The 23,226-nt window shown below is 35.9% G+C and carries 22 protein-coding genes; 10 read left to right on the top strand and 12 right to left on the bottom strand.

Going from position 1 to position 23,226, the window contains the following annotated elements:
* From RLT85_RS01440 to nqrF, 4 genes are read left to right on the top strand one after another with little or no spacing between them, the layout of a single operon-like run.
* Positions 1-750 (top strand): Na(+)-translocating NADH-quinone reductase subunit C, encoded by a 750-nt coding sequence (locus RLT85_RS01440; protein WP_311400262.1) that lies wholly within the window; start codon positions 1-3, stop codon positions 748-750.
* Positions 751-753: 3 nt separating this feature from the next.
* Entirely contained in the window at positions 754-1,401 is a 648-nt protein-coding gene (locus tag RLT85_RS01435) for an NADH:ubiquinone reductase (Na(+)-transporting) subunit D (RefSeq protein WP_311400261.1), read from the top strand.
* Between the two features lie 28 nt (positions 1,402-1,429).
* A complete protein-coding gene (gene nqrE / locus RLT85_RS01430; RefSeq protein ID WP_311400260.1) occupies positions 1,430-2,170 on the top strand; it encodes an NADH:ubiquinone reductase (Na(+)-transporting) subunit E in 741 nt (246 codons plus the stop codon).
* Between the two features lie 4 nt (positions 2,171-2,174).
* The gene (gene nqrF / locus RLT85_RS01425; protein ID WP_311400259.1) at positions 2,175-3,482 is read left to right on the top strand and encodes an NADH:ubiquinone reductase (Na(+)-transporting) subunit F; all 1,308 of its coding nucleotides are present in this window, start codon (positions 2,175-2,177) and stop codon (positions 3,480-3,482) included.
* A 332-nt stretch (positions 3,483-3,814) separates the two neighbouring features.
* Here nqrF and RLT85_RS01420 read toward each other — a convergent pair whose 3' ends face one another.
* Positions 3,815-4,270 carry a Na(+)-translocating NADH-quinone reductase subunit F gene (locus tag RLT85_RS01420; RefSeq protein WP_311400258.1) on the bottom strand — a complete coding sequence of 152 codons (456 nt, stop codon included), beginning with the start codon at positions 4,268-4,270 and terminating at the stop codon, positions 3,815-3,817.
* A 148-nt stretch (positions 4,271-4,418) separates the two neighbouring features.
* On the opposite strand from RLT85_RS01420, the gene RLT85_RS01415 reads away from it, so the two are divergent.
* Both RLT85_RS01415 and RLT85_RS01410 read left to right on the top strand, forming a co-directional pair.
* A complete protein-coding gene (locus RLT85_RS01415) occupies positions 4,419-4,778 on the top strand; it encodes a DUF8840 domain-containing protein (RefSeq protein WP_311400257.1) in 360 nt (119 codons plus the stop codon).
* Positions 4,778-5,779, top strand: a complete 1,002-nt coding sequence (locus tag RLT85_RS01410) for an FAD:protein FMN transferase (RefSeq protein WP_311400256.1) — start codon at positions 4,778-4,780, stop codon at positions 5,777-5,779. The genes RLT85_RS01415 and RLT85_RS01410 overlap by 1 nt, the downstream gene beginning before the upstream one ends.
* 2 nt (positions 5,780-5,781) lie before the next feature.
* Here RLT85_RS01410 and RLT85_RS01405 read toward each other — a convergent pair whose 3' ends face one another.
* Positions 5,782-6,636: a diacylglycerol/lipid kinase family protein gene (locus RLT85_RS01405; RefSeq protein ID WP_311400255.1), complete on the bottom strand. Its 855-nt coding sequence runs from the start codon at positions 6,634-6,636 to the stop codon at positions 5,782-5,784.
* A gap of 67 nt (positions 6,637-6,703) precedes the next feature.
* On the opposite strand from RLT85_RS01405, the gene RLT85_RS01400 reads away from it, so the two are divergent.
* Positions 6,704-7,672 carry an App1 family protein phosphatidate phosphatase gene (locus RLT85_RS01400; protein WP_311400254.1) on the top strand — a complete coding sequence of 323 codons (969 nt, stop codon included), beginning with the start codon at positions 6,704-6,706 and terminating at the stop codon, positions 7,670-7,672.
* A gap of 57 nt (positions 7,673-7,729) precedes the next feature.
* Here the strand turns inward: RLT85_RS01400 and RLT85_RS01395 are convergent, their stop codons facing one another.
* Positions 7,730-8,014: a YtxH domain-containing protein gene (locus tag RLT85_RS01395; RefSeq protein ID WP_311400253.1), complete on the bottom strand. Its 285-nt coding sequence runs from the start codon at positions 8,012-8,014 to the stop codon at positions 7,730-7,732.
* 140 nt (positions 8,015-8,154) lie between these two features.
* Complete coding sequence (locus tag RLT85_RS01390) at positions 8,155-9,918, bottom strand: mechanosensitive ion channel family protein (RefSeq protein ID WP_311400252.1); 1,764 nt, start codon at positions 9,916-9,918, stop codon at positions 8,155-8,157.
* A gap of 144 nt (positions 9,919-10,062) precedes the next feature.
* Here RLT85_RS01390 and RLT85_RS01385 point away from each other — a divergent pair, with 144 nt between their 5' ends.
* Together RLT85_RS01385 and RLT85_RS01380 are read left to right on the top strand one after the other, a co-directional pair.
* On the top strand, positions 10,063-10,578 hold the full coding sequence (locus RLT85_RS01385; RefSeq protein ID WP_311400251.1) for a hypothetical protein: 516 nt from the start codon (positions 10,063-10,065) through the stop codon (positions 10,576-10,578).
* Positions 10,579-10,582: 4 nt separating this feature from the next.
* Positions 10,583-11,329 carry an LVIVD repeat-containing protein gene (locus tag RLT85_RS01380; protein ID WP_311400250.1) on the top strand — a complete coding sequence of 249 codons (747 nt, stop codon included), beginning with the start codon at positions 10,583-10,585 and terminating at the stop codon, positions 11,327-11,329.
* 88 nt (positions 11,330-11,417) lie between these two features.
* Here the strand turns inward: RLT85_RS01380 and RLT85_RS01375 are convergent, their stop codons facing one another.
* The 8 genes from RLT85_RS01375 to RLT85_RS01340 form a co-directional block, all read right to left on the bottom strand.
* Positions 11,418-13,226 carry an acyl-CoA dehydrogenase FadE gene (locus RLT85_RS01375; protein ID WP_311400249.1) on the bottom strand — a complete coding sequence of 603 codons (1,809 nt, stop codon included), beginning with the start codon at positions 13,224-13,226 and terminating at the stop codon, positions 11,418-11,420.
* Positions 13,227-13,286: 60 nt separating this feature from the next.
* The gene (locus RLT85_RS01370) at positions 13,287-13,517 is read right to left on the bottom strand and encodes a four helix bundle protein (RefSeq protein WP_311400248.1); all 231 of its coding nucleotides are present in this window, start codon (positions 13,515-13,517) and stop codon (positions 13,287-13,289) included.
* Positions 13,518-13,919: 402 nt separating this feature from the next.
* On the bottom strand, positions 13,920-15,110 hold the full coding sequence (locus tag RLT85_RS01365; RefSeq protein ID WP_311400247.1) for an acetyl-CoA C-acyltransferase: 1,191 nt from the start codon (positions 15,108-15,110) through the stop codon (positions 13,920-13,922).
* Between the two features lie 74 nt (positions 15,111-15,184).
* Entirely contained in the window at positions 15,185-15,547 is a 363-nt protein-coding gene (locus RLT85_RS01360; RefSeq protein WP_311400246.1) for a four helix bundle protein, read from the bottom strand.
* A gap of 99 nt (positions 15,548-15,646) precedes the next feature.
* Positions 15,647-18,052 carry a 3-hydroxyacyl-CoA dehydrogenase NAD-binding domain-containing protein gene (locus tag RLT85_RS01355; protein ID WP_311400245.1) on the bottom strand — a complete coding sequence of 802 codons (2,406 nt, stop codon included), beginning with the start codon at positions 18,050-18,052 and terminating at the stop codon, positions 15,647-15,649.
* On the bottom strand, positions 18,049-18,507 hold the full coding sequence (locus RLT85_RS01350; RefSeq protein ID WP_311400244.1) for a MarR family winged helix-turn-helix transcriptional regulator: 459 nt from the start codon (positions 18,505-18,507) through the stop codon (positions 18,049-18,051). The genes RLT85_RS01355 and RLT85_RS01350 overlap by 4 nt, the downstream gene beginning before the upstream one ends.
* A gap of 398 nt (positions 18,508-18,905) precedes the next feature.
* The gene (locus RLT85_RS01345) at positions 18,906-20,423 is read right to left on the bottom strand and encodes an OmpP1/FadL family transporter (protein WP_311400243.1); all 1,518 of its coding nucleotides are present in this window, start codon (positions 20,421-20,423) and stop codon (positions 18,906-18,908) included.
* A gap of 26 nt (positions 20,424-20,449) precedes the next feature.
* Positions 20,450-21,571: a hypothetical protein gene (locus RLT85_RS01340; RefSeq protein WP_311400242.1), complete on the bottom strand. Its 1,122-nt coding sequence runs from the start codon at positions 21,569-21,571 to the stop codon at positions 20,450-20,452.
* A gap of 99 nt (positions 21,572-21,670) precedes the next feature.
* Between RLT85_RS01340 and proS the strand changes: the two genes are divergently transcribed.
* Positions 21,671-23,149: a proline--tRNA ligase gene (gene proS, locus RLT85_RS01335; protein WP_311400241.1), complete on the top strand. Its 1,479-nt coding sequence runs from the start codon at positions 21,671-21,673 to the stop codon at positions 23,147-23,149.
* Positions 23,150-23,226 lie beyond the last annotated feature (77 nt).

The raw sequence follows: 23,226 nt of genomic DNA, 5'->3' as shown, positions 1-23,226 counted from the left end.
ATGGCAATAAATACAGATAAAAATAGCTATACCATCATTTTTGCTATTATTATGGTGGTGGTTGTAGGAAGTTTGCTAGCGGGATTCTCTAGTGGATTAAAACCTATGATTAAAGCAAACGAAAAATACGAGAAGCAACAAAATATTCTTTACGCTATGGGCGTAAATAATAATGAAGGTGCTAACGATGTAGCTTTTATTTCTACCAATGAGGTAGAAGATGAATTTAATACCTACATCAAAAAGCAATTAGTAATTCAAGGTGATAAGGTGACCGAAGATGATAAAGCCTATCTTATCGACCTAAAGAAAGAAGAAACCAAAGCGAAAGATGATTCTTATGAAAGAAGACTTCCTTTATTCGTAGCAGAGAAAGATGGTAAAGAAATTTACATCGTACCTGTTAGAGGAAAAGGACTTTGGGATGCAATTTGGGGCTTTGTAGCCGTAGATAAATCAATGACGGTACAAGGCGTTTATTATGATCACAAAGGTGAAACTCCAGGATTGGGTGCAGAGATCAAGCAGCGTTATTTTATGGATGATTTTACTGGTGAGAAATTTTTAAACGGAAATGCTTTTAAAGGCATCGAAGTCGCCAAAGGAAATAATGATCCAAAGAATGAAGATACTTCAGACAATGCGGTAGATGCTATTGCAGGAGCTACTATTACTGGAGACGGAGTTGCAGCTATGTTAAGAAAGGATATCAAATTGTATGTACCCTATTTTAAAAAATTAAATAAGTAAGCCATGGGACTATTATCAAAAAAGGATGCCAAATTAATTACAGACCCATTAGCAGATGATAACCCAATTACCATTCAGGTATTAGGTATTTGTTCTGCACTAGCAATTACGGCGCAATTAAAGCCGTCTATTGTAATGGCGATTTCTGTAATATTTGTATTAGGAGTAGGGAATGTTGTAATTTCTTTAATGAGAAATGTTATCCCTTCTAAGATTAGAATTATTGTTCAATTAGTAGTGGTAGCAACCTTGGTGATTATTGTAGACCAAGTCCTAAAAGCTTTCGCTTATGAGCTAAGTAAAGAACTATCAGTCTTTATTGGGTTAATTATTACCAACTGTATTATTATGGGACGTTTTGAAGCTTTTGCTCTAGGAAACGGGCCTTGGAGATCTTTCCTTGACGGAATTGGGAATGCAGCAGGTTACGGTTTAATCTTAATTATTGTTGGTTTCTTTAGAGAGCTTTTTGGTTCGGGTACTTTATTTGGATTCAAAGTGTTGGGAGATTCTGTAGAAAAAACAGGATTGTATGCCTTCGGTTATGAAAATAACGGTTTTATGGTATTGCCTCCAATGGCTTTGATCGTAGTAGGGATTATTATCTGGGTTCAGAGAAGCAGAAATAAAGAATTAATTGAAGAAAATTAATAGCACACTAGCTATAAAATAAAATCATATGGAACATTTAGAATTGTTTTTTAAGTCCATTTTTGTAGATAACATGGTATTTGCATATTTCTTAGGAATGTGTTCTTACTTAGCCGTATCTAAGAAAGTTACTACCGCCGTTGGTTTGGGAGCAGCCGTAATCTTTGTATTAACTGTTACCGTTCCTTTAAACTGGTTGTTAGACCAATACATATTAAGAGAAGGAGCTTTGTCTTGGCTTGGCGCTGAATATGCCGAATACGACTTAAGTTTTCTTTCTTTTATTTTATTTATCGCAACTATTGCAACGATGGTACAATTGGTAGAGATTGTGGTAGAAAAATTTTCTCCGTCTCTATACAATTCATTGGGTATTTTCTTACCTCTTATTGCAGTAAACTGTGCAATCTTAGGAGGTTCCCTATTTATGCAATCTAGAGATATTGCTACTTTAGGCTTGGCGCTTAATTATGGTTTTGGTTCTGGAATAGGATGGTTCTTGGCGATTGTAGCTATTGCAGCCATTAGAGAGAAGATTCGTTATAGTAATGTTCCCCCAGCATTAAGAGGTTTAGGAATTACCTTTATCATTACAGGATTAATGGCCATTGGTTTTATGAGCTTTGGAGGAATGTTAACAGGAGGAGATGAAGAAACACCTTCTTTAGACGGTAATCCAGAGAATGTTGGTTTTAACGAAACCATAGAAGAGAGCGATGTACAATCTTCGGGAACTACCTTTGTAGTTTCAGAATCTAATACGAATTAAGAGTATGTTTTTAGCAACAAGCACATTAGGAGTAATTATTGCAACCGTGGCGGCCTTTTTGGTTCTTACTTTATTATTGGTTGGTTTACTTTTATTCACCAAACAAAAGCTTTCTCCATCAGGTCCAGTTACGATCACCATTAATGATGAGAAGAAGATCGAAGTGGATTCTGGAGGTACTTTATTATCTACTTTAGGAAATCAAAAAATATTTTTACCGTCTGCTTGTGGAGGTGGAGGTACGTGTATTCAATGTGAATGTCACGTTTTAGAAGGTGGAGGAGAAGCTCTTCCTACAGAAACTCCTCACTTTTCTAGAAAAGAATTAAAAGATGGTGCTCGATTATCTTGTCAGGTAAAAGTGAAACAAGATATGAATATTCACATTCCAGAAGAAGTCTTCGGAATTAAGAAATGGGAAGCAACGGTAGTGCGTAACTATAATGTAGCTTCTTTTATTAAAGAATTTGTAGTGCGTATTCCAGAAGATATGAATTATAAAGCAGGAGGATATATTCAAATCGAAATTCCACCGTGTGAGGTTAAGTTTGAAGAAATGGATATCACGGCGCACCCAGAAGAACATGAAACACCAGATAAATTTCAAGACGAGTGGGAGAAATTTAAATTGTGGCCCTTGGTGATGAAAAACGACGAAACTGTAGAGCGTGCTTATTCGATGGCTTCTTATCCTGCGGAAGGAAGAGAAATTATGCTGAATGTGCGTATCGCCACACCTCCATTTGATCGCGCTAAAGGTGGATGGATGAACGTAAACCCTGGTATTGCTTCTAGTTATATCTTTAACTGTAAAGAAGGAGATAAAGTAACAATTTCTGGACCTTTTGGGGAATTCTTTATTAACGAGTCTGAAGCAGAAATGTTATATGTAGGAGGAGGAGCAGGAATGGCACCTATGCGTTCACACCTTTATCACTTGTTCAAAACCCTGAAAACAGGAAGAACAGTTACATATTGGTATGGAGGGCGTTCAAAAAGAGAATTGTTCTATATTGAGCACTTTAGAGAATTAGAAAGAGATTTCCCTAATTTCAAATTTTATTTAGCCTTATCGGAACCTGCGGAAGAAGATAATTGGAAAGTAAAAGAAGATATCAATTCTGAAGGAGATGGTTTTGTTGGATTTATTCACCAAGTGGTAATTGACCAATATTTATCTAAACATGACGAACCAGAAGAAATTGAATTATACTTCTGTGGGCCTCCATTGATGAACCAAGCGGTTCAAAAAATGGGAGAAGATTTTGGAATGCCAGATGAAAATATTCGCTTCGATGATTTCGGAGGATAAAATGCAAAAGCCGCTTTTTTTGAAGCGGCTTTTTTTTTATTGTTTTTTCTGAAGGATTCAATCTCTCATTTTCATATCCTTATTGTTAAACTTCCCCATTTAAAAGCATGTGCCAAGCTCCATCGAAGTAAGGAGCAAGTTTTACGAGAAAGCTATTCCGAGGAAAATTAGGGGTGTGTGAAATCGTAATTTGAAGGCGAAGTTCAAACTGAATTGGAAGTCAGAAATAAATAAGTAATGCGATATACCTATTGAAAAAGCAATCAGAAGATTGATTCTTTTCAACTATTTAAGTTTCATTTTTACTTTCTGTAGTTTTAGGTTGATCATCTTTAAGCCTCTTGCAAGATTTCCTCAGCCTGTGACGTTTCTGGCTTATAATCAAATAGTAAGGAACAATCCATCACATTGCTAATGTTCTCTAATTGGCATAAATAAGCCACAACTTTAGTCAAACCTGCAAATAAATCATCTTGATTTAACTGATCATTTCGACTTAAATAATATAAAGGAAGAGAATGCCCACAACCCGATAAGAATTCTTGCTCGATTTGTAATAACTCTACCGGACTAAAACCAAAAAATTTCCTACCCAATCTTTGATGAACTATTCCTACATAACTAAGTTTTCCAGATCCGTGATGTTCTGTCAAATGTTGCCACGCAGTAGTGTTATCACAAATGTTTCCCACGGCGCAATGCGCATGACAATCTGGAATTAAATCGCCTTTGTGAAAAGCAGTATATAGCTTATCTAGGGCATTTTCTGTTCGTTTAGGTAATTTCATAAGCTTTAGTTTACTCTTAAAGTTAAATTATAAATATGGAAAAACCATATTTAGAGTGCTAATTAACAGTTTGTTAGACTTTTTTTGACGTATGCAAGTTCTTTTATAGAAAGTAATTTAATGTAAAAATGCTTCTTATATTTGCAGAATGAAAGAAAAATTAACTGCGCAAGAGTTACATAATCTCGCCATGAATATAGTAGGAAAGGATTTAGAAGCACAGGACTATGAATTTCTTGCCGTCAATTCAAAATTAAAACGAAACCCCCAATTTGTGGTTCAAAAGGGAAAGCAAATGAGCTTTGTGATCGTAAGAGCAATCTGTCATCCCGAGAAAGTTTCTGACATGGATAAAAAATTAGTTCAAAAGGTAAAAGATCATGGGGAGAAGTTTGATGCTACTACCTTTTATGCAGCTGTAGGTTTGGGGCATGGAGAGGATTTTGAACGACCCGTAATTAAAGACGAAGATTTCGCACAATTATATCCTGGATTAAAACAAGTATAATGAAACATCTATTCAGCTTATTTGCTATTCTAGTTTTTATTTCTTGCCAAGAAACAGAACAAAGCGGAACTTACCTTAACGGAAATGCCTTTGGTACCGAATATCATATCAAGTATTATGAGCAAGAAGATTATGGAATGCAAATAGATTCTATAGTAGAAAAAGTCAATCAATCTGTGAGTACGTATTTACCCACGAGTGATATTTCTAAAGTTAATGAAGGAGATTCTACGATTGTCGTAGATGCGATTTTTGTTCGTGTTTTAAAGCTTTCCCAGCGAATTCATGAAGAAAGTGAAGGTTATTTTGATCCTACAGTTGGGGTATTGCGTAATGCATATGGGTTTGGGGATGACGAGCCAGTAAAAAAAATAGATGGCAAGGTTTTAGATTCTCTTCGGCTCTTGGTAGGTTTTTCTAACATCCGTTTAACGGAAGAAAATCAAATCCGTAAAGATAATAGAAATATTTATTTGGATTTTAACGCTATAGCAAAAGGCTACGGTATAGATTTAATTGGAGAGTTCTTGGAACAGAAAGGAATTGAAAATTACCTGATTGAATTGGGAGGAGAAATTAGAACTAAAGGAAAAAATACCGAGAAAAATAAAAGTTGGATGGTGGGTGTTGAAGGAATCGACTCTGAGTTGGAAGATCGCAGCTACACCCATGCGTTGAAGCTAAAAAATCAATCCTTGGCTTCTAGTGGTAATTATAGAAAGTTTAGGATAGATAGCCTTAACGGAAATAAATATGTACACACCATCAATCCCTTAAACGGAAAAGCAGAGCAAACCAATATCACCAGTACTTCGGTGATTGCTAAAACTTGTGCAGAGGCCGATGCGTACGCAACTACGATTATGGCGATGGGGCACGAGAAAACAATAGCATTTTTAAAGCGAGTGAAAGATATTGAAGTTTATTACACGTATTTAGATGAACAAAACAAAGCCAAAGAATTTATGACAGAAGGCTTTAAAGAGCAGCTGACAGACTAGACTTAGGAAATAAATACGCTTAATTTTTTAGGTAAAATTTCGGCTTCTACATATTTTAGAGCTTTACAATATTCTCCATCTATTTGGAAATCTACGTTTTTGAGCGTTTGGATGCTGGCTTTTTTAGTAGGAATAACCTCTAAGAATTCTGGGGAGAGTTGCGCGTCTTTCTTTAGGGTTTTTAGAACCTCAAAAATGTCTAGCTTCTTAAATAGTAGAAGTTCAAAAATGCCATCATCAATTTCTCCCGTAGCATTAACTACTGCGCCCGTTCCAAATTGTTTGGAGTTGGCAATAGCGAGCATAATCCCTTTTCGGTTAATGGTTTTATCATTGGTTTTAATGGTGAAATCATAAGGTCCTTCCGTATTAAAAAGCGTAGGAATGGTCTGTAGCGCGTACCCAAACTTACCTCTAAATGTACCTTGCTCGTATTCCTTAATCAATTCGGCATTAAGCCCTAAATCACTAATGTGTAAACAAAGCTGATCGTTAATGTTAATCGCATCAATTTGCTTCTTTTTGTCTCCTAAAGCTACTTTGATAAAGGCTTCTTGCTCTAGGGGTAAATTAAGGTCAGAAGCTAATCCATTGGCAGATCCTAGAGGCAATATTCCAATGGGAATAGATTCATCTTCCATGGCTTCGGCTACTAGTTTGATAGTACCATCGCCTCCAGCCACCAATATTCTTTCAAGTTCATTTTCTGTGATGAGATTTTTTATTTTTTTAATATCATCTTTTCCTGTAGTTCTAAAAATTTCTATCTTGCTAGAGGTACGCTGTTTTATAGAAGAAATTAATGACTCTTTATTAGAGTCGCCACTTATAGGGTTAATGACTAATAAAATTTTCATACCTGTATATTTTGACAAACTAATTTATATAATATAAAGATATTATCTGTTATCTTTAGTATAATTTATGGCACTTGGTTTAAAAGTTTATAGAGGTTACGCAAATGAAAGAAAAATCATGGTATTTGGTCATGTATTTGAAAAAGACACGCCAGATGTATTTAAACTAGATAAAAAATGGAGTCAGCATGCGTGGCAGGTGTTGAGAATGTTTAGGATTAAAACCGAAAGTAATGCTAGTGTTGTTTTTAAATACAAAAATCTAGAGATAAAAACCAAGACCTTAGATGATGGTCACTTTAGAATGATGATTCCTTATGACCAAGAGATAGCATCTGGATGGCATAAATTTACAGTAGAAGTTTTAGATGAAGATTCTCAAGATTCTCATGAAGAAGAAGGTGAATTTGTAAAACCTTACCCAGGGGAATATGGCGTAATATCAGATATTGATGACACCTTTTTGGTTTCACATTCAGGAAACATTTTTAAAAAATTATATGTCATGTTGACGCGTAATGTCAATAAGCGAAAGGTTTTTGAAAAGGTGGTTGAGCACTACCGATTATTAAATCAGATTGGGAGAAAAGATCAAAGCAAGAACAATGCATTCTTTTATGTGAGTAGTAGTGAGTGGAATTTGTATAACTTTATTATTCAGTTTACTGAAATACATCAATTTCCCAAAGCGGTTTTAAAGCTGAAAGACATCAAATCTGGATTGCGAGATTTCTTACAATCGGGGGGAGGAGATCATAACCATAAGTTTTATAAGATTAGGCATATTGTGGAGTTTTATCCCGAGCTAAGCTTTATTTTATTAGGAGACGACTCTCAGCAAGATCCCTATATTTACCGAGATATTGCAAAAATTTTCCCTAAAAATGTTAGTACCGTTTATATAAGACAGACAAAACGAAAGAAACGAAAAGAAGTGAAAGTATTACTTTCAGCAATGAAAGAGCAAGGTGTTGAAACATGCTATTTCAAGCACAGTAGTCTTGCAATGGAACACAGCAAAAATAAATTGAAATAAAAAAATCGCCAATTAATATTGACGATTTTTATAGTATTTTACTAGGTGAATTTAAATTTAGCTTATAGCGTCATTTACTTTCGCTTTTGTATTGTATGCAGCTTCTTCCGCTTTGCTATCTGCTGTCATTGCGTTTTTTTTCGCTTTTAAACTTTCTAATTTATGTTCTAAAGAGCTCTTTGCATTTTCTACTTTTCCTTTAGCGTCATTCACGTAATCATTTGTAGTATCTGCAATTTGCTTTCTTGTTTCAGAACCTTTTTTTGGTGCAAATAATAATCCTGCTGCAATTCCTGCAGCTGCTCCAGAGGCTAATCCTAATAATAATTTACCTACTTTCATAATTTCTTAGTTTTAAATTGTTAGCTATTTTTTCTATACCGTAAAAGTACATACAAACAGGATAGAATTATAAAATTGCTAGTTAACCTATTGATAAACTTTTACTTAAAAACTTAAATATTTAACAACTGAAGCTGTAATTAACTTTCTTTATCTCTGTGATTTTCCTGAAGAGCAACTCTTGCTTTAGCAAGGTGTGCTCCATCTTCTAATTCACTAATATACCTCACTAACTTCTCTCTTAATTTGCAATGCAAATCCCAAGTATGAGTTGCATCTTTAGAGCTGCAAAGTGCTCTAATTTCTATAGATTTTTCAGTAACGTCAACTACTTGTACCGTTGGAGGATGGTTTTCATCCCAATCTTCTTCCTGTTCTAATATTTCCTTAAATTTTTTTCTGATTTTACTCACATCAATACGGTAATCTGCGTATAAAGTAATAGGTCGTATTTGATTGGCACTGGTCATAGACCAATTTTCGAATGTGTTGGAGACAATAAACCGAAGCGGAACAATTAGTCTTCTCAGATCCCAAGTTCTTACGACCATATACGTAAATCGAATATCTTCTACATAACCCCAGTCATCATTAATAATTACCGTATCTCCTATTCTAGCAGGTTTAGTAATAGCAATTTGTATCCCAGCAATAATATTACCTAGCGTGCTTTGAGCGGCAATACCAAGAATTACAGTAGCAACTCCTGCAGAAGCCAATAAAGAAATTCCTAACTTTTCTAAAGATCTAAATTGAGATAGAATGACACTAGCTCCTATAATAATTACTACAAAGGTTACGATTCTTCTGGCAACCGAAATATAGGTAAGCATCATTCTGGCTTCAGAATTTTCTTCAGGATTGGTATCACCTATTTTGTATTCGGCTACATATACCATGAGATAATCAATCAAACGCATGATCAACCAAGTGATAGAGCTAATGACTATAATAAGAAGGGTAGCGTATAGAGTTGTAGCAGAAGGACCCGTGAAGGAAATCAGTTCGTTCAGAAGAATGTAAAAAATAAGTATTCCAAAGGTAATTCCTGCAGGCTTAGATAAACGCTTAGCGATATTGTTAACCCATACTTTATCAGATTTTAAAAAGAGTTTTCTAATTATTAGCAGAAGTCCTTTTCCAAGAAAGTAGGACAGCACAATTAATAGCATGGTGCCCACAGGTTTCCAAATAGGAGTATTCCATATTTTCATTCTTGCCCAAGAAGGCATGGCGCGATCTAATTTTCTAGGACCGTAAATCTTGTATAGATCCTCTATATTCTCTATAGTATTAGAAGAAATCATCCAAAAAGCACCATAATCTTTATATTTAACGCGTTGTACCCTAAGAACAATTCTCCTGTCGTCTAAGTTAATTTCCCCAAAGACAATACTTCTTCTTGGTTTTCCTGCCACGGCTTTATTGGTGGTCGTGCTAATATCTATTTGACCGTCTGGCCGGTCTGGCAAATCTGTCCAATCTATTTTTACCCGCTGGTTGAGTACAAAATAAAATTTTTCAGCTAATATTCCTGCCTCTTCTTTTGTAATAGAGCTAGGGAGTAAATTTAGATTTAACGCATAAGCAGCCTCTTCAAATTCTTCGTTTCGAGCATAGGCGATAAAATGTTCTAACGCAGCTTGAGGCGTTTGTAAATTATAATGACTGGACGGTAATCCTATGCCATCATTAAGTCTTCCTAATATATAATAAGCTTCATTGTATTCCTGAATAGGATTGGTTTGTAGCTTGTCATGCTTCGTATCTATGATAGTTTCTTTGGAAGGCATATTGGTAGCAGTATCTACTTGCGTTGTATCCTTTAAGCTTTGAGCTTTCGCGGAAAATAATACGCCCAAGATTAAGAATATTAGCAGCGGCTGAGAATAAAAATACTTCATAGCTTGAAATTTACACCGTTTTTAAAAAGTTTCCTCTTAGGGATTTGTTAAATATAATTTTCTCAGGAAAGAACATAATGTATTTTTTTAGAAATGAAGCAACCCTTTAATAATTTAAACATTTACTTAGAAATCAATCTAATTATGAGAGTCCTAAAGTATTTGCTGTTTTTTAGTGCTGTCTTAAGCCTACAAGCCTGTGTCCACTGGGGAGAAGACGATGATGTTGCATACATTTATGAAAGTCAATATGAACCCATCACACAAACTAGAGGTGCTTTTGAAGAAGAGATCGAGTTGCAAACCCTTAGACCTATTAGCCAGGCTGGAAAAGTGTATGTAAAAGAACAGTATATTCTGATTAATGAAAGTGAAGAGGGTTTTCATATTTATAACAATAGCAATCCAGAAACTCCTGAAGCAATTGCTTATTTAAAAGTGCCTGGAGCAACAGATTTAGCCATTAGAGGAAACACCATTTTTGTACATCATTTTGTAGATTTGGTAGCGATAGATTTTAATATTTACACGCAATCTATTCAAGGAATATCCAGATCTTCTAATGTATTTCCAAGATTAAATTCCCCAGACGGTTTTAGGGCAGATTATTTTGATGTGCCAGCAGATCATGTCATTATTGGCTACCAACTCAAAAATTAAATCCATGAAAAAATGTATACTACTTTGTTTAGTTATTATCATGTTTGCTTGTAGTTCAGACAGTAATGAGTCTGCAAGTCCTAACGACGTTGGTGGAGATGGAATGGGAGGGAGTCTAGCTCGATTTTCACTTGTTGGGAATTATTTGTACACCGTAGGCGACGAAACCTTGAGTATTTTCGAGGTTACCAACCCTTCGCAACCCATTTTTAAAGGAAATACTTATATAGGTTTTGATATTGAAACCTTATATGGTTTTGAGGATAAACTTTACGTGGGCAGTAGATTGGGAATGTATATTTATGATATTTCGGCGCCAGAAAATCCGCTTCAATTGGCCGAAGTAAGTCATCTAAGAAGCTGTGATCCTGTGGTTTCTTCGGGTGATTTTACCTATGTTACCTTGCATGCCAACGCTTCTTGTCTGGGAGACATCAATCAATTAGAAATTTATAACACAGAAAATCCTTTATATCCAGAATTGCTAACCACTGTACAAATGAACCGTCCTATAGGATTAGGGCTTTACGGAAATTATTTATTGGTAGCCGATTTAAATGTGGTAAGAATTTTAGATGTTTCAGAACCTTCAAACCCTAATTTTGTTTCGTCTATTCCTGTAAGCGGATTTGATTTGATTATACGAGGAGATGAACTTTTTGTAATTGGCGAGGAGCGTTTATCGCAATATGAACTTGGTATTGTAGATAATGAAATCACCTTTACGGAAGTAAGCGAAATTACTTTTTAAGTGGCTATAAATAAGAGAAATATAAAAAAAGCCGCATCTTTTTTATGAGATACGGCTTTGATTCAACCAACTTAACCAAACTTAATTTTTAAAAGCAATATTTATTCTCTGCGGTTAATTTTTCTGCAATGGTATTTCTTAATTTTACCACATTAGGCATATTTTGATATTTGGTAAAACGTTTGAGTCCCATAAGCATCATGCGTTGCTCATCGCCTTCAGCAAAAGACACAATTCCTTCTTTTGCTTTTTGAATCACTATATCTACAGCGTTATATAAATAAAGCTGACTCATAGCAATTTGTTCTTTTTGGGAATCTTCTCCATTTTTCTTCGCATTTTTTTCGGTTCTTAAAATGGTAGATTCTGCCATATAAATCTCAATAAGAATATCTGATGCTGCTAATAAAAGTTGCTGGTGCTCTTCTAAATCTGGTCCAAATTTTTGAACGGCACTTCCTGCTACCATTAAGAATACTTTCTTTAATTTAGCAATCATTTCTTTTTCTTCGGCAAACAATTCGGCGTAATCTGGTTTATCAAAAGAAGGGATTCCTGTTAACTCATCTGCAACGGCTTGAGCAGGACCTAATAAATCTACGTGGCCTTTCATCGCTTTTTTAACCAACATCCCAACGGTTAGCATTCTATTGATCTCATTGGTTCCTTCGTAGATTCTCGCAATACGAGCATCTCTCCAAGCAGATTCCATAGGCGTATCTGCAGAGAATCCCATTCCACCATAAACTTGGATTCCTTCATCACTACAATGCTGAACATCTTCAGAACAAGCTACTTTTAGAATAGAACATTCTATAGCGTATTCTTCTACACCTTTTAATTCCGCTTCAGCGTGAGAATTTCCATCTGCCTGACGCATAGCGATACGATCTTCAATATTTTTTGCAGCTCTATAAGAAGCAGATTCTCCAGCATAAGCCGAAGTGGCCATTTCTGCTAGTTTATATTTTATTGCCCCAAATTTGGCAATGGCAGTATCAAACTGAACACGATCTGTAGCATATTTTACTGCAGAGTCTGTCACTCTACGCTGAGCATCTAGCGTAGCCGCGGCTAATTTAATACGACCAATATTAAGCGCATTCATCGCAATTTTAAAGCCGTTCCCTCGCTCTGAAAGCATATTTTCTACGGGCACTTTAGTTTCATTAAAAAATACCTGACGAGTAGAAGAGGAGTGAATCCCCAATTTTTTTTCTTCTTCACCAAAAGAGATGCCGTTTTCTTTATCGTTTTCTACAATAAAACCGGTGATGTATTTGTCGTCTTCAACTCTTGCAAATACAATAAAAATATCGGCAAAACCCGCATTTGAAATCCACATTTTTTGTCCAGAAATGCTGTAGTATTTTTCATCTTCAGAAAGAACCGCTTTTGTTTTTCCGGAGTTAGCATCACTACCAGCGCCAGGTTCAGTTAAGCAATAGGCACCAAACCACTCCCCTGTAGCTAATTTAGGGACATACTTTTTCTTTTGCTCTTCGTTTCCGTAAAGCGTAATGGGCATCGTGCCAATCCCTGTATGCGCTCCAAATGCGGTGGCGATAGAACCAGTGGCACCAGAGATATAGTCACATACCAACATGGTAGAAACAAACCCCATTCCGAGTCCGTCATATTCTTCAGGAACCGCAACTCCTAAGAAACCGAGCTCTCCTGCTTTACGCATAACCTCTTCGGTAAGGTCGTAGTTTTTCTTTTCAAACTCTTCTTTCTTCGGCCAGATCTCGCGATCTACAAATTCTTTCACCGATTCTTTCATCATTTTTTGCTCGTCAGAAAAATCTTCTGGCGTAAAAACGTCTTCGCACTTGGTTTCTTTTACTAAAAACTGTCCACCGCGGAGGATGTCTTTTTTGTTATCTGAATTTTTCATTTTACTATTTTAAGTTTTTAAGGATTAAGAATATAGAGAATAAATAAAAGAGATTAGACTTTACAAGGTATTTTGAAAATCCATTGTCATTTTCTGAAATTCTTCTATTTTCTCTTCCAATTTTTCTAATTGTTCTTGATTAATATATTTTCTATGTCGTGCTACTAATAATTGAGTGCCAAGTTGAAAAGAAGAGCCTAAAAATATGTCTAGAAAGTAATTAAATGATTTGTCTGTTCTTGCAGAGCCTTCGGCAATATTGCTAGGCATCGAAATTGAACATCTACTCATTTAAGCACTTAATACCAAATTAACAATGTAATGTCGCAGTTAGACTCGTTCATTTTCCGTTCTATTTCCTTGCTTATAATTTCCATAACTATGGCTATGCAAACCAATCGCAGCGTCATATAACCAAAAAACAACTTCTTCTTCTTTACGGTATTACAAAATTAAATTGGTATAAATCATATTTTTCGTGCTTAGGGAAGTCAACTAAAAGATCTGAAATATCGTTTGAAACCTCTAAACCAAGTTTCCATATTTTAAATTCTTTTAGACATGTCTTTTCCTAGAACCCACATTATTTTTTGCTCTCTGTTCTTTAATTTCTTGCTTTTTTTTTCATTTCACTTTATTTTTTTCTAACCTCTAACCTCTAACCTCTAACCTCTAACCTCTAACCTCTAACCTCTAGTGTAAAAACTCATAAACCCCAGCAGCACCTTGCCCTGTTCCCACACACATGGTAACCATAGCGTGTTTATTTTGAAGGTTACGTTTGCGCATTTCATCAAAGATTTGAACCGATAGTTTTGCTCCCGTGCATCCTAAAGGGTGTCCCATAGAAATGGCACCTCCGTTTACATTTAAAATGTCTTTATTTAAGCCTAACTCCCTAATAACTGCTAAGGATTGAGAAGCAAAAGCTTCATTCAATTCGATAAGCTCCATATCTTCTAGTTTTAATCCGGCTTGTTTTAAAGCTTTTGGGATGGCTTTTACAGGACCAATTCCCATGATGCGAGGCTCTACGCCAACGGCGGTAAAGCTTACCAATCTTGCGATGGGTTCTAGTTTAAGTTCTTTTACCATAGCTTCGCTCATCACCAAAGTAAATGCAGCTCCGTCACTGGTTTGTGAAGAATTACCGGCGGTCACGCTACCTCCTTCAGCAAATACGGGACGTAATCTAGCTAAAGCTTCTAAAGAAGTATCGGCACGCGGACCTTCATCTTTATTAACCGTATAGGATCTGGTTTTCTTTTCTCCGTCTTCCACATACGTTTCATCAATTTTGATAGGTACAATTTGGTCTTGAAAACGGTCTTCAGCCTGAGCTTTCAAAGCTTTTTGGTGTGAGTTGAAAGCAAATTCATCTTGATCTTCGCGAGAAACATTGTATTTGTTGGCTACAGCTTCTGCGGTGAGTCCCATTCCCCAGTAATAATCTTCGTGGCCTTCTTTGGCCAGGTTATAATCGGGTACGGGTTTGTAACCACCCATAGGAATGTAACTCATGCTTTCTACACCACCTGCAATTATGCATTCTGCCTGTCCGCTTTGTATTTTTGCACTGGCCATCGCAATCGTTTCTAGACCAGAAGCGCAATAACGGTTAACGGTTACCCCGGCAACATCTTCGGTTTTAAGTGCCATCAGAGAAATGAGACGACCCATATTTAAGCCTTGTTCGGCTTCGGGCATCGCGTTTCCAACAATGACATCGTCAATTCTTGTTTTATCAAAATCTGGCAACTGCTCCATCATGTATTGGATGGTTTCAGAAGCTAATTCATCGGGTCTTTTGAACCTAAAAACTCCGCGAGAAGATTTCCCTACGGCGGTTCTATATGCTTTTACTATATATGCGGTCTTAGTCATTGTGTTTAGGTTTTATATTATTATTCTGAGAGTCTAGAGTCTAGAATCTAGACTTTAAGAGCTTAGACATTAAACTAATGATTATTTAAATTGTCTATAAATTTCCCTATCATTTTCTGAATTTGTAGGATTTTATCCTCTAACTCATCAAATATTTCTTTACTTAAATACTTTTGATGGAAAGCCACGATTAATTGGGTTTCCCATTCAAAAGCAGAGCCTAAGCTAATTTCAAGAAATTTTTTAAAATGAATATCTGTACTTTTACTGGAACCTTCAGCAATATTGGAAGGAATAGAAACAGCGCATCTATTCATTTGGGAAATAAGATTGAATTTCTCAAAATCGGGAAAGCTCTTTGTAAGCAAGTAGCTTTCACTCACAAGCTTAATGGAGTCTTGCCAAATTTTTAATTTTTTAAAATTATGTCTACCCATTTTCCATTCTTTTAAAGTCTATACTCTAATTGTCTAGATTCTAATTGTCTATACTCTAGCTGTCTATATTCTAACTGTCTATATTCTAATGTCTATACTTTAATTTCTCAAAGGTTTTCCCTTCTTCAGCATATGCTGAAGTCTTTCTAAGGTTTTTCTTTCTCCTGTTAAGGATAAGAAGGCTTCACGTTCTAGGTCTAATAGGTATTGCTCGCTTACGTAAGATGCAGCAGATAAATCTCCTCCTGCCATTACATAAGCTAATTTATTGGCAATTTTCTTATCGTGTTCGCTAATGTATTTTCCAGCATACATTTGGTCTGTTCCTACATAGAATGCACCCAATGCTTGCTTTCCTAAAACTTTAATATCTGTACGCTGAATGGGTTGCGTATATCCGTTTTGTGCCATTAATAAAGCGTGTTTCTTAGCAATGGCTAATTGCCTGTCTTTATTAACTACCACAATATCTTTTCCTTTCTGAAGGATATTAGTGTCGTATGCTTCGTAAGCAGAAGTAGAAACCTTTGCCATTCCTATGGTTAAGAAATTTTCTCTTAGTCGGTTGAGTTCTACGTCATCTTTTTGGAAGGTTTCTGCCGCTCTTACCGTCATTTCTTTAGAACCTCCACCGCCAGGAATCACACCTACGCCAAATTCGACTAAACCAATATAAGTTTCAGCGTGGGCTACAACTTTATCCGCGTGAAGCGAAAGTTCGCAACCTCCACCCAAAGACATATTATGGGGAGCAGCTACGGTTGGTATGGAAGAATAACGCATGCGCATCATCGTATCTTGAAAATACTTAATGGCCATATTTAACTCGTCATATTCTTGCTCTACCGCCATCATAAAGATCATCCCAATATTGGCACCTACAGAGAAATTTTTTCCGTCATTACAAACTACTAAACCTTGGTATTCTTTTTCGGCGATATCAATGGCTTTGTTAATTCCGTCAAGGACATCTCCACCAATAGAATTCATTTTACTGCGGAATTCCACGTTTAAAATTCCGTCACCCAAATCTTCAACCACAACACCACTATTTTTAAACACTTCTTTAGATTCTCTAATATTATCTAAAATAATATAGGCATCCTGTCCTGGTACTTTTACTTGCTCTTTCTTAGGAATGTCATAGTAATACGTATTTCCATTCTTTACGGAATAAAAAGATTTGCTTCCAGATTCAATCATTTCATTCACCCAAGCTGCAGGTTCATAACCTTGCTCTTTCATGAGCTCGATTCCTTTTTTTACACCAATGGCATCCCAAATTTGAAAAGGTCCGTGTTCCCAACCAAATCCAGCTTTCATCGCATCATCAATCTTATATAAATCATCAGATATTTCTGGAATACGATTGGATACATAGGCAAAAAGAGCAGAGAAATTTTTGCGGTAAAACTCACCTGCTTTATCTTTTCCATTGATGAGAACCTCAAACCTATCGGCTACATTATCTATGGTTTTGGTTAATTCTAAGGTGGCGAAAGAAGCGCTTTTACGCTCTCTATACTCTAAGCTGTCTAAATCTAATGACTTAATGTTGCTAGAACCATCTTTATTCTTTTCTTTTTTGTAAAAACCCTGGCCTGTTTTACTTCCCAGCCATTTGTTTTCCATCATGGTTTCAATAAAACCGGGCAACTTAAAGAGGTCGTGTTGCTCATCATCAGGTACATTTTCATAAAGTCCGTTGGCAACGTGTACCAAAGTATCTAAACCTACTACATCTACCGTACGAAAGGTGGCCGATTTTTGGCGGCCAATCACAGGTCCTGTAAGTTTGTCTACCTCTTCAATAGTCATATCCATATCTTTTACCATATGAAAAAGACTCATAATGCTAAAAATACCGACTCTGTTTCCTATAAAAGCAGGAGTGTCTTTAGCGACTACAGATTTTTTTCCTAGAAACTTCTCTCCGTAGTCTTTTAAAAAGTCTACTACTTCTGATGATGTTTTTGGACCCGGGATAATTTCAAACAATCTTAAATATCGTGGCGGATTAAAAAAGTGTGTTCCGCAAAAATGCTTCTGAAAATCATCACTTCTTTTTTCGCTCATAAATTGAATAGGAATTCCTGAAGTGTTAGATGTAATTAGAGTACCAGGTTTACGGTGCTTTTCTAGATTGTCAAAAACTTGTTTCTTAATATCTAGTCTTTCTACCACCACTTCAAGAATCCAGTCTACTTCAGATACTTTATGAATATCGTCTTCTAAATTCCCTGTGGTAATTCTATTAGCGAATTTTTGATGATAAATAGGGGAGGGTTTAGATTTTAATGAAGTCTGCAAAGCATCATTCACAATTCTATTTCTTACCACTTTATCTTCTAAGCTTAGACCTTTTTTCTTCTCTTTATCGTTTAATTCTCTAGGAACAATGTCCAGTAATAGGACTTCTACGCCAATATTGGCGAAGTGGCAAGCAATAGCGCTTCCCATAATTCCTGATCCTATGACAGCTACTTTTTTAATGTTTCTTTTCATAATTTTTTTACAGGAGTTTTTGATTTATAAATTTTTTTGTTGTTGATTAATTCCAATATGGTATGCGCTACGCGATTAAAAGTATCAAGATCTTCTTGCGGAATCGCATCGTTGACAGCTTCATCAAACTTAAAAACGACCTCTTTAGAAAAGGCTCTCATTTCTACGCCAAATTCAGTTAATTGAATGATGACACTTCTACCATCCTCTGGATTTCTTTTTCTAACGATTAGACCTTTATCTTCCATCGTACGAAGAGTTCTCGAAAGACTTGTGGCTTCCATTCCCATTTTAGGACCTAAAGAAGTTGATGGTGTGCCTTCATCTGGATCTATATTTAATAATGCAAAACCCGTAGCCATAGTACTTCCTTTTCTACTCGCCTCCTCATTGTACATTTTAGAGACCGCAATCCAAGTAGCCCTTAGCACGTAGTCAATTGTTTTTTCTTTCATATAATACACGTTGCCCAAATATAAGAATCTTTACTATGCACGCATAATATTTAAGGTTAAATTTTCAACGTGTTTAGAGAAATATAAATGGCTTTAACAGAAATATATTAATATTTCGCTATAAAAGCTTTAAGATACAATATTATTTGATTCAAAAGATTTATCTTGATAACTCTTGAACGAGATTTTAAAGACTAAAAAAGGATGGTTCAAGGTTAAGCAATTAGTTTAGGGTAAATGCATAACTCTATAATAATTAAACTATGCTGAAGCAGATATTTATTTTATCAGTTTTAAGTCGGAGTAAAATCTCTTTACTGATTTGATACAAAAAAACCTTCAAAGAAGTTCCTGAAGGTTTTTAAGTGAATGGTTTGTATATGTTTATAGAACTAAATTTACATATCTATCGCCAAAGTTAGAATGTAATTGGATCTACACAGCTCGATTTGTGCCTGATCTTGAAGTCCTGTTTGCAAAAGATTTGCGCTATAATCTTGAGAAGAATAATCATAAGCAAAATCCAATCGCATTCTTCCAAAATCATACCCTAAACCAGCAGAGTAACCATTTAATTCACTAATCGAATTGGAGTTAGGGCTTTCTTCATACCTATATCCTCCACGTAAGCTCCATTTGTCTATTCTGTATTCTCCTCCAACTCTATACGTAGAAGCAGAATTTAAGTTATTTTCAAAATTTTGGTTTTGCAAGCTATAGTCCGCGTTGTTGTCATAGCCTTGACTTAAATGTATGTTAGAATAATCTTTATAACTGTAATCAAAACTCAATACCCCCGTTTTTCCAAAAACAAGACCTAAACTACCCGTTAATTTCCCTGGAGTTCTTAGTCTGTAATTAGGAAAAATATTAGTTACAAAAGGATCTACCTCTTGTCCGCCAAGGTCATTGCTGTACGAGTATAGATATTGATTCGTTTCATCTGCAATGGTATACCAAGTAGGAGATTCATAGCTTGCTCCTAATCTAATTAAGTCATTGACTTTAGCAATCAAACCTACTTGAAAAGAAAACCCAATCCCTATAGTGCTGAGGTTATTTTCAAAAACAATTTCGTTAATCTCACTAGGACTCCCAATTTGTTCATAAAAAACAGTGCTTCTTTCGTAGTTGATAAAATGACTGTTTAAATTTAATCCAGCGTAGAAATTATCGAAAAGTTGCATAGATCCATTTAAGGAAAATTCTCCGTTGAGACCTGTGGAACGATAGTCATATTGCTGAAAGAAACTATTTCCGCTTACATTAGAAGTATAAGCCGCATTGGTGTCGTTGTTGCTTGCAGGATCAAAAAGAAAAGCATTGTACCCTAAATAAGCGGTTTGCAAATCTGTATTAGAAAATCCTTGTCCATTAAAATTACCTTCTCCTAAAAAAATGTACCCACCTTGAAGAGAATTAGAGTTTAAAAGCTCTAAAGGAACTCCATTTGCAAGATTTGTAAAATAATCTCCAATCGAGGTGTCATTATCTCCAGATGCGGTGAAGCGATTGCTCAACGACTTTTTTTGATTATAAGCTACACCAATGGTGAATTTAGAAATTGTAGTCTCTGGGTTGCTATTGTTGAATACAAAAACAGCTCCAGCTTGCGGAATGTGAAAATTGTTTTTACGTCTTTCTGAAATTCCTTTTCTATAAGAAACTTCGTTATTGTAGAATTCATTGGCTAAAGAAAATGAAGCGAAATTATGTAGAAAAATAGAAGAGCCAGCAGGATTCACTTTAAGAGCAGAGATATCTCCACCTAAAGCCCCAAAAGCTCCTCCCATCGCTACAAATCTAGCAGTACCCGATAATTCTTCCGAAGAAAACAACAGCGCATCATTGCTAGATTGAGCATAGCTACTAATTGTAAGTAAAAATGTAAAAAGTATTACTAATTTAATTTTCATAGTTTTTTCAAATAGAGTTCTTAAAATTACCTTCTTCTTGAGGTTCTCGCGCTACTGGAAGAGCTCCCCGTATTTCTTGAGCTTCTTGCTGAACTAGAACTTCTGGTTGAAGGAGAAGAAGATCTTGTGGTAGGTGTACTTCTAGTAGATCTTGTATTGGTATTAGAGGATCTAGTTCTAGAATTGTTATAATTTGGAGAAGAAGATCTCTGAGTTCTTGTACTGTTGTTGTAATAACCACTTCTATTTCTTTGAGTAGAATTGGATCTAGATCGTGCGTTAGAATTTGTACTTCTTGCTGCTCTAGTGTTGCTATTCGTACGATACGTAGAATTTCTTCTAGCATTTACATTTCTAGAATTTCTAACTTGAGTATTTCTTCTAGCGGTAGAAGCATTTCTTCTACTAGAATTTGCATTCGAGTTTCTTGCACTATAAGCGTCTCTTCTGTAACCATTGCTAGCAGAATATCTTCCTCTGTAATTTCCTCTGTTATTATGGTAAGCATAGCCATGATTTCCGTAATAATGCGAGTTGTGGTAGTAAGGGTTATAATATCCGCCGTAGCCTCCATAGCCGTAGTAACCAGCATATCCTCCATAACCCCAAGGTCTATAGTAACCGCCCCATCCCCAAGGAGAAAAACCTATATACCAATTGCTATAATAGGGAGCGTGGTATCCATATCCCCAAGCTAGTGAAGAATTATACCCTCCATACCAATAAGGATTGTTGTCGTAATAATTTATGGTTACATTAGAAGAATTACTTCCCCATCCACCTTCGTTATTTTTGTAATTCCCTTCCTCGTAATATTCTCCGTCTTGACTTACATTTTGTTGGTTATTATTATTTTCATTATTAGAAGAGTACGAATCTACATCGGTAAATACTGCCGTGTCATCATTATATTGCTGTGCTTGAGCTATTTTGTCATTTTGTTCTGCAAAATAATTTTCGTAATAATCACTTCCTTTTGCATTTGACTGAGTAGGTTCGTTTTTATAGTTTCTATCTTCACTGGCGTAAATCCCATCTTCTTCTGGTGTAGAATTGGTATAGGAGCCGCAAGAAACTAATGTAACAACTGCAGCGATAATTACAGGCAGCTGTGAGATTTTTTTAATATTTATGTGTTGGTAAAGCATATCTTACGGTTTTAATTGTTGAACATATCAAATTTAATTAGTTTTGTGGGAACTAACAATTCATTAACATAAGCACAACATTTGTGCCAAATCAAATATATGAGTAATAAGCTAACGGAACGGAAAAAGGATTATTCGAAATGGTATAACGAATTAGTAGTGCAAGCAGATCTTGCTGAAAACTCGGCTGTTAGAGGCTGTATGGTGATTAAACCTTACGGATATGCTATTTGGGAAAAGATGCAGGCGCAACTAGATAAAAGGTTTAAAGAAACAGGGCACCAAAATGCTTATTTTCCTTTATTTGTACCAAAAAGTTTATTTGAGGCCGAAGAGAAAAATGCAGAAGGATTTGCTAAAGAATGCGCGGTGGTAACGCACTATAGATTAAAAACCGACCCCAATGATAAAGCAAAGCTTGTTGTAGATCCAGAAGCCAAGCTAGAAGAAGAATTGGTAGTTAGGCCTACTTCCGAAGCTATTATTTGGAATACATATAAAGGTTGGGTGCAATCGTATAGAGACTTACCTATACTAATCAACCAATGGGCGAATGTGGTGCGTTGGGAGATGAGAACGCGTTTGTTTTTAAGAACGACAGAATTTTTATGGCAAGAAGGACATACTGCTCATGCCACAAGGCAAGAAGCTTTAATTGAAGCAGAAAAAATGAATGATGTTTATGCTGAGTTTGCCGAAGAATTTATGGCTATTCCCGTGGTAAAAGGTTTAAAATCTGAAAGTGAGCGTTTCGCTGGGGCGGAAGAAACCTATTGTATTGAAGCTTTAATGCAAGACGGGAAAGCCTTGCAGGCAGGAACTTCGCATTTCTTAGGGCAAAATTTTGCAAAAGCTTTTGATGTAAAGTATGCAAGTAAAGAAGGAAGGTTAGAACATGTTTGGGCGACAAGCTGGGGTGTTTCTACACGACTTATGGGAGCCTTAATTATGACGCATAGTGATGATAAAGGTTTGGTCTTACCTCCAAAATTAGCACCTAACCAAGTGGTTATTGTGCCAATTTATAAAGGAGAAGAACAATTAAAAGAAATTTCAAAAAAGGCTAACGAATTAGCTTCAGAACTTCGCGAAGCAGGAATCTCTGTGAAATTTGATGATCGCGATACGCATAAACCAGGTTGGAAGTTTGCTCAATATGAGTTGCAAGGAGTTCCGTTAAGGATAGCGATAGGGCCAAAAGATCTGGAAAAAGGAACTGTAGAGCTAGCACGAAGAGATACGTTAACTAAAGAGTTTGTAAATCAGACCGACGTGGTAGAAAAAGTTAAAGGCTTGATGGTAGAAATTCAAAGCATTCTTTTTCAAAAAGCTTTAGATTTTAGAAGTGAACATACCACCAAGGTAGATAGTTTTGAAGAGTTTAAAAAAGTGCTTAAAACCAAAGGAGGCTTTATTTTGGCGCACTGGGACGGAACTGCGGAAACTGAGACCAAAATAAAAGAGTTTACCAAGGCAACCATTAGATGTATACCGCTAGATGCTGAAAAAGAGGAGGGTATATGTATGTTTTCGGGCCGTCCTTCGAGTCAAAGAGTGCTTTTTGCAAAGGCATATTAAAAATTATTGAAAATTTTTAATATAAGATTTGGTACATTGAAAATAAGTATTATTTTTGCATCCGCGTTGACGCAATA

Origin of the sequence: Mesonia ostreae (genome assembly GCF_031845265.1) — a bacterium.
GTDB lineage: Bacteria > Bacteroidota > Bacteroidia > Flavobacteriales > Flavobacteriaceae > Mesonia > Mesonia ostreae.
This window is presented reverse-complemented; position numbering and strand designations above follow the sequence as displayed.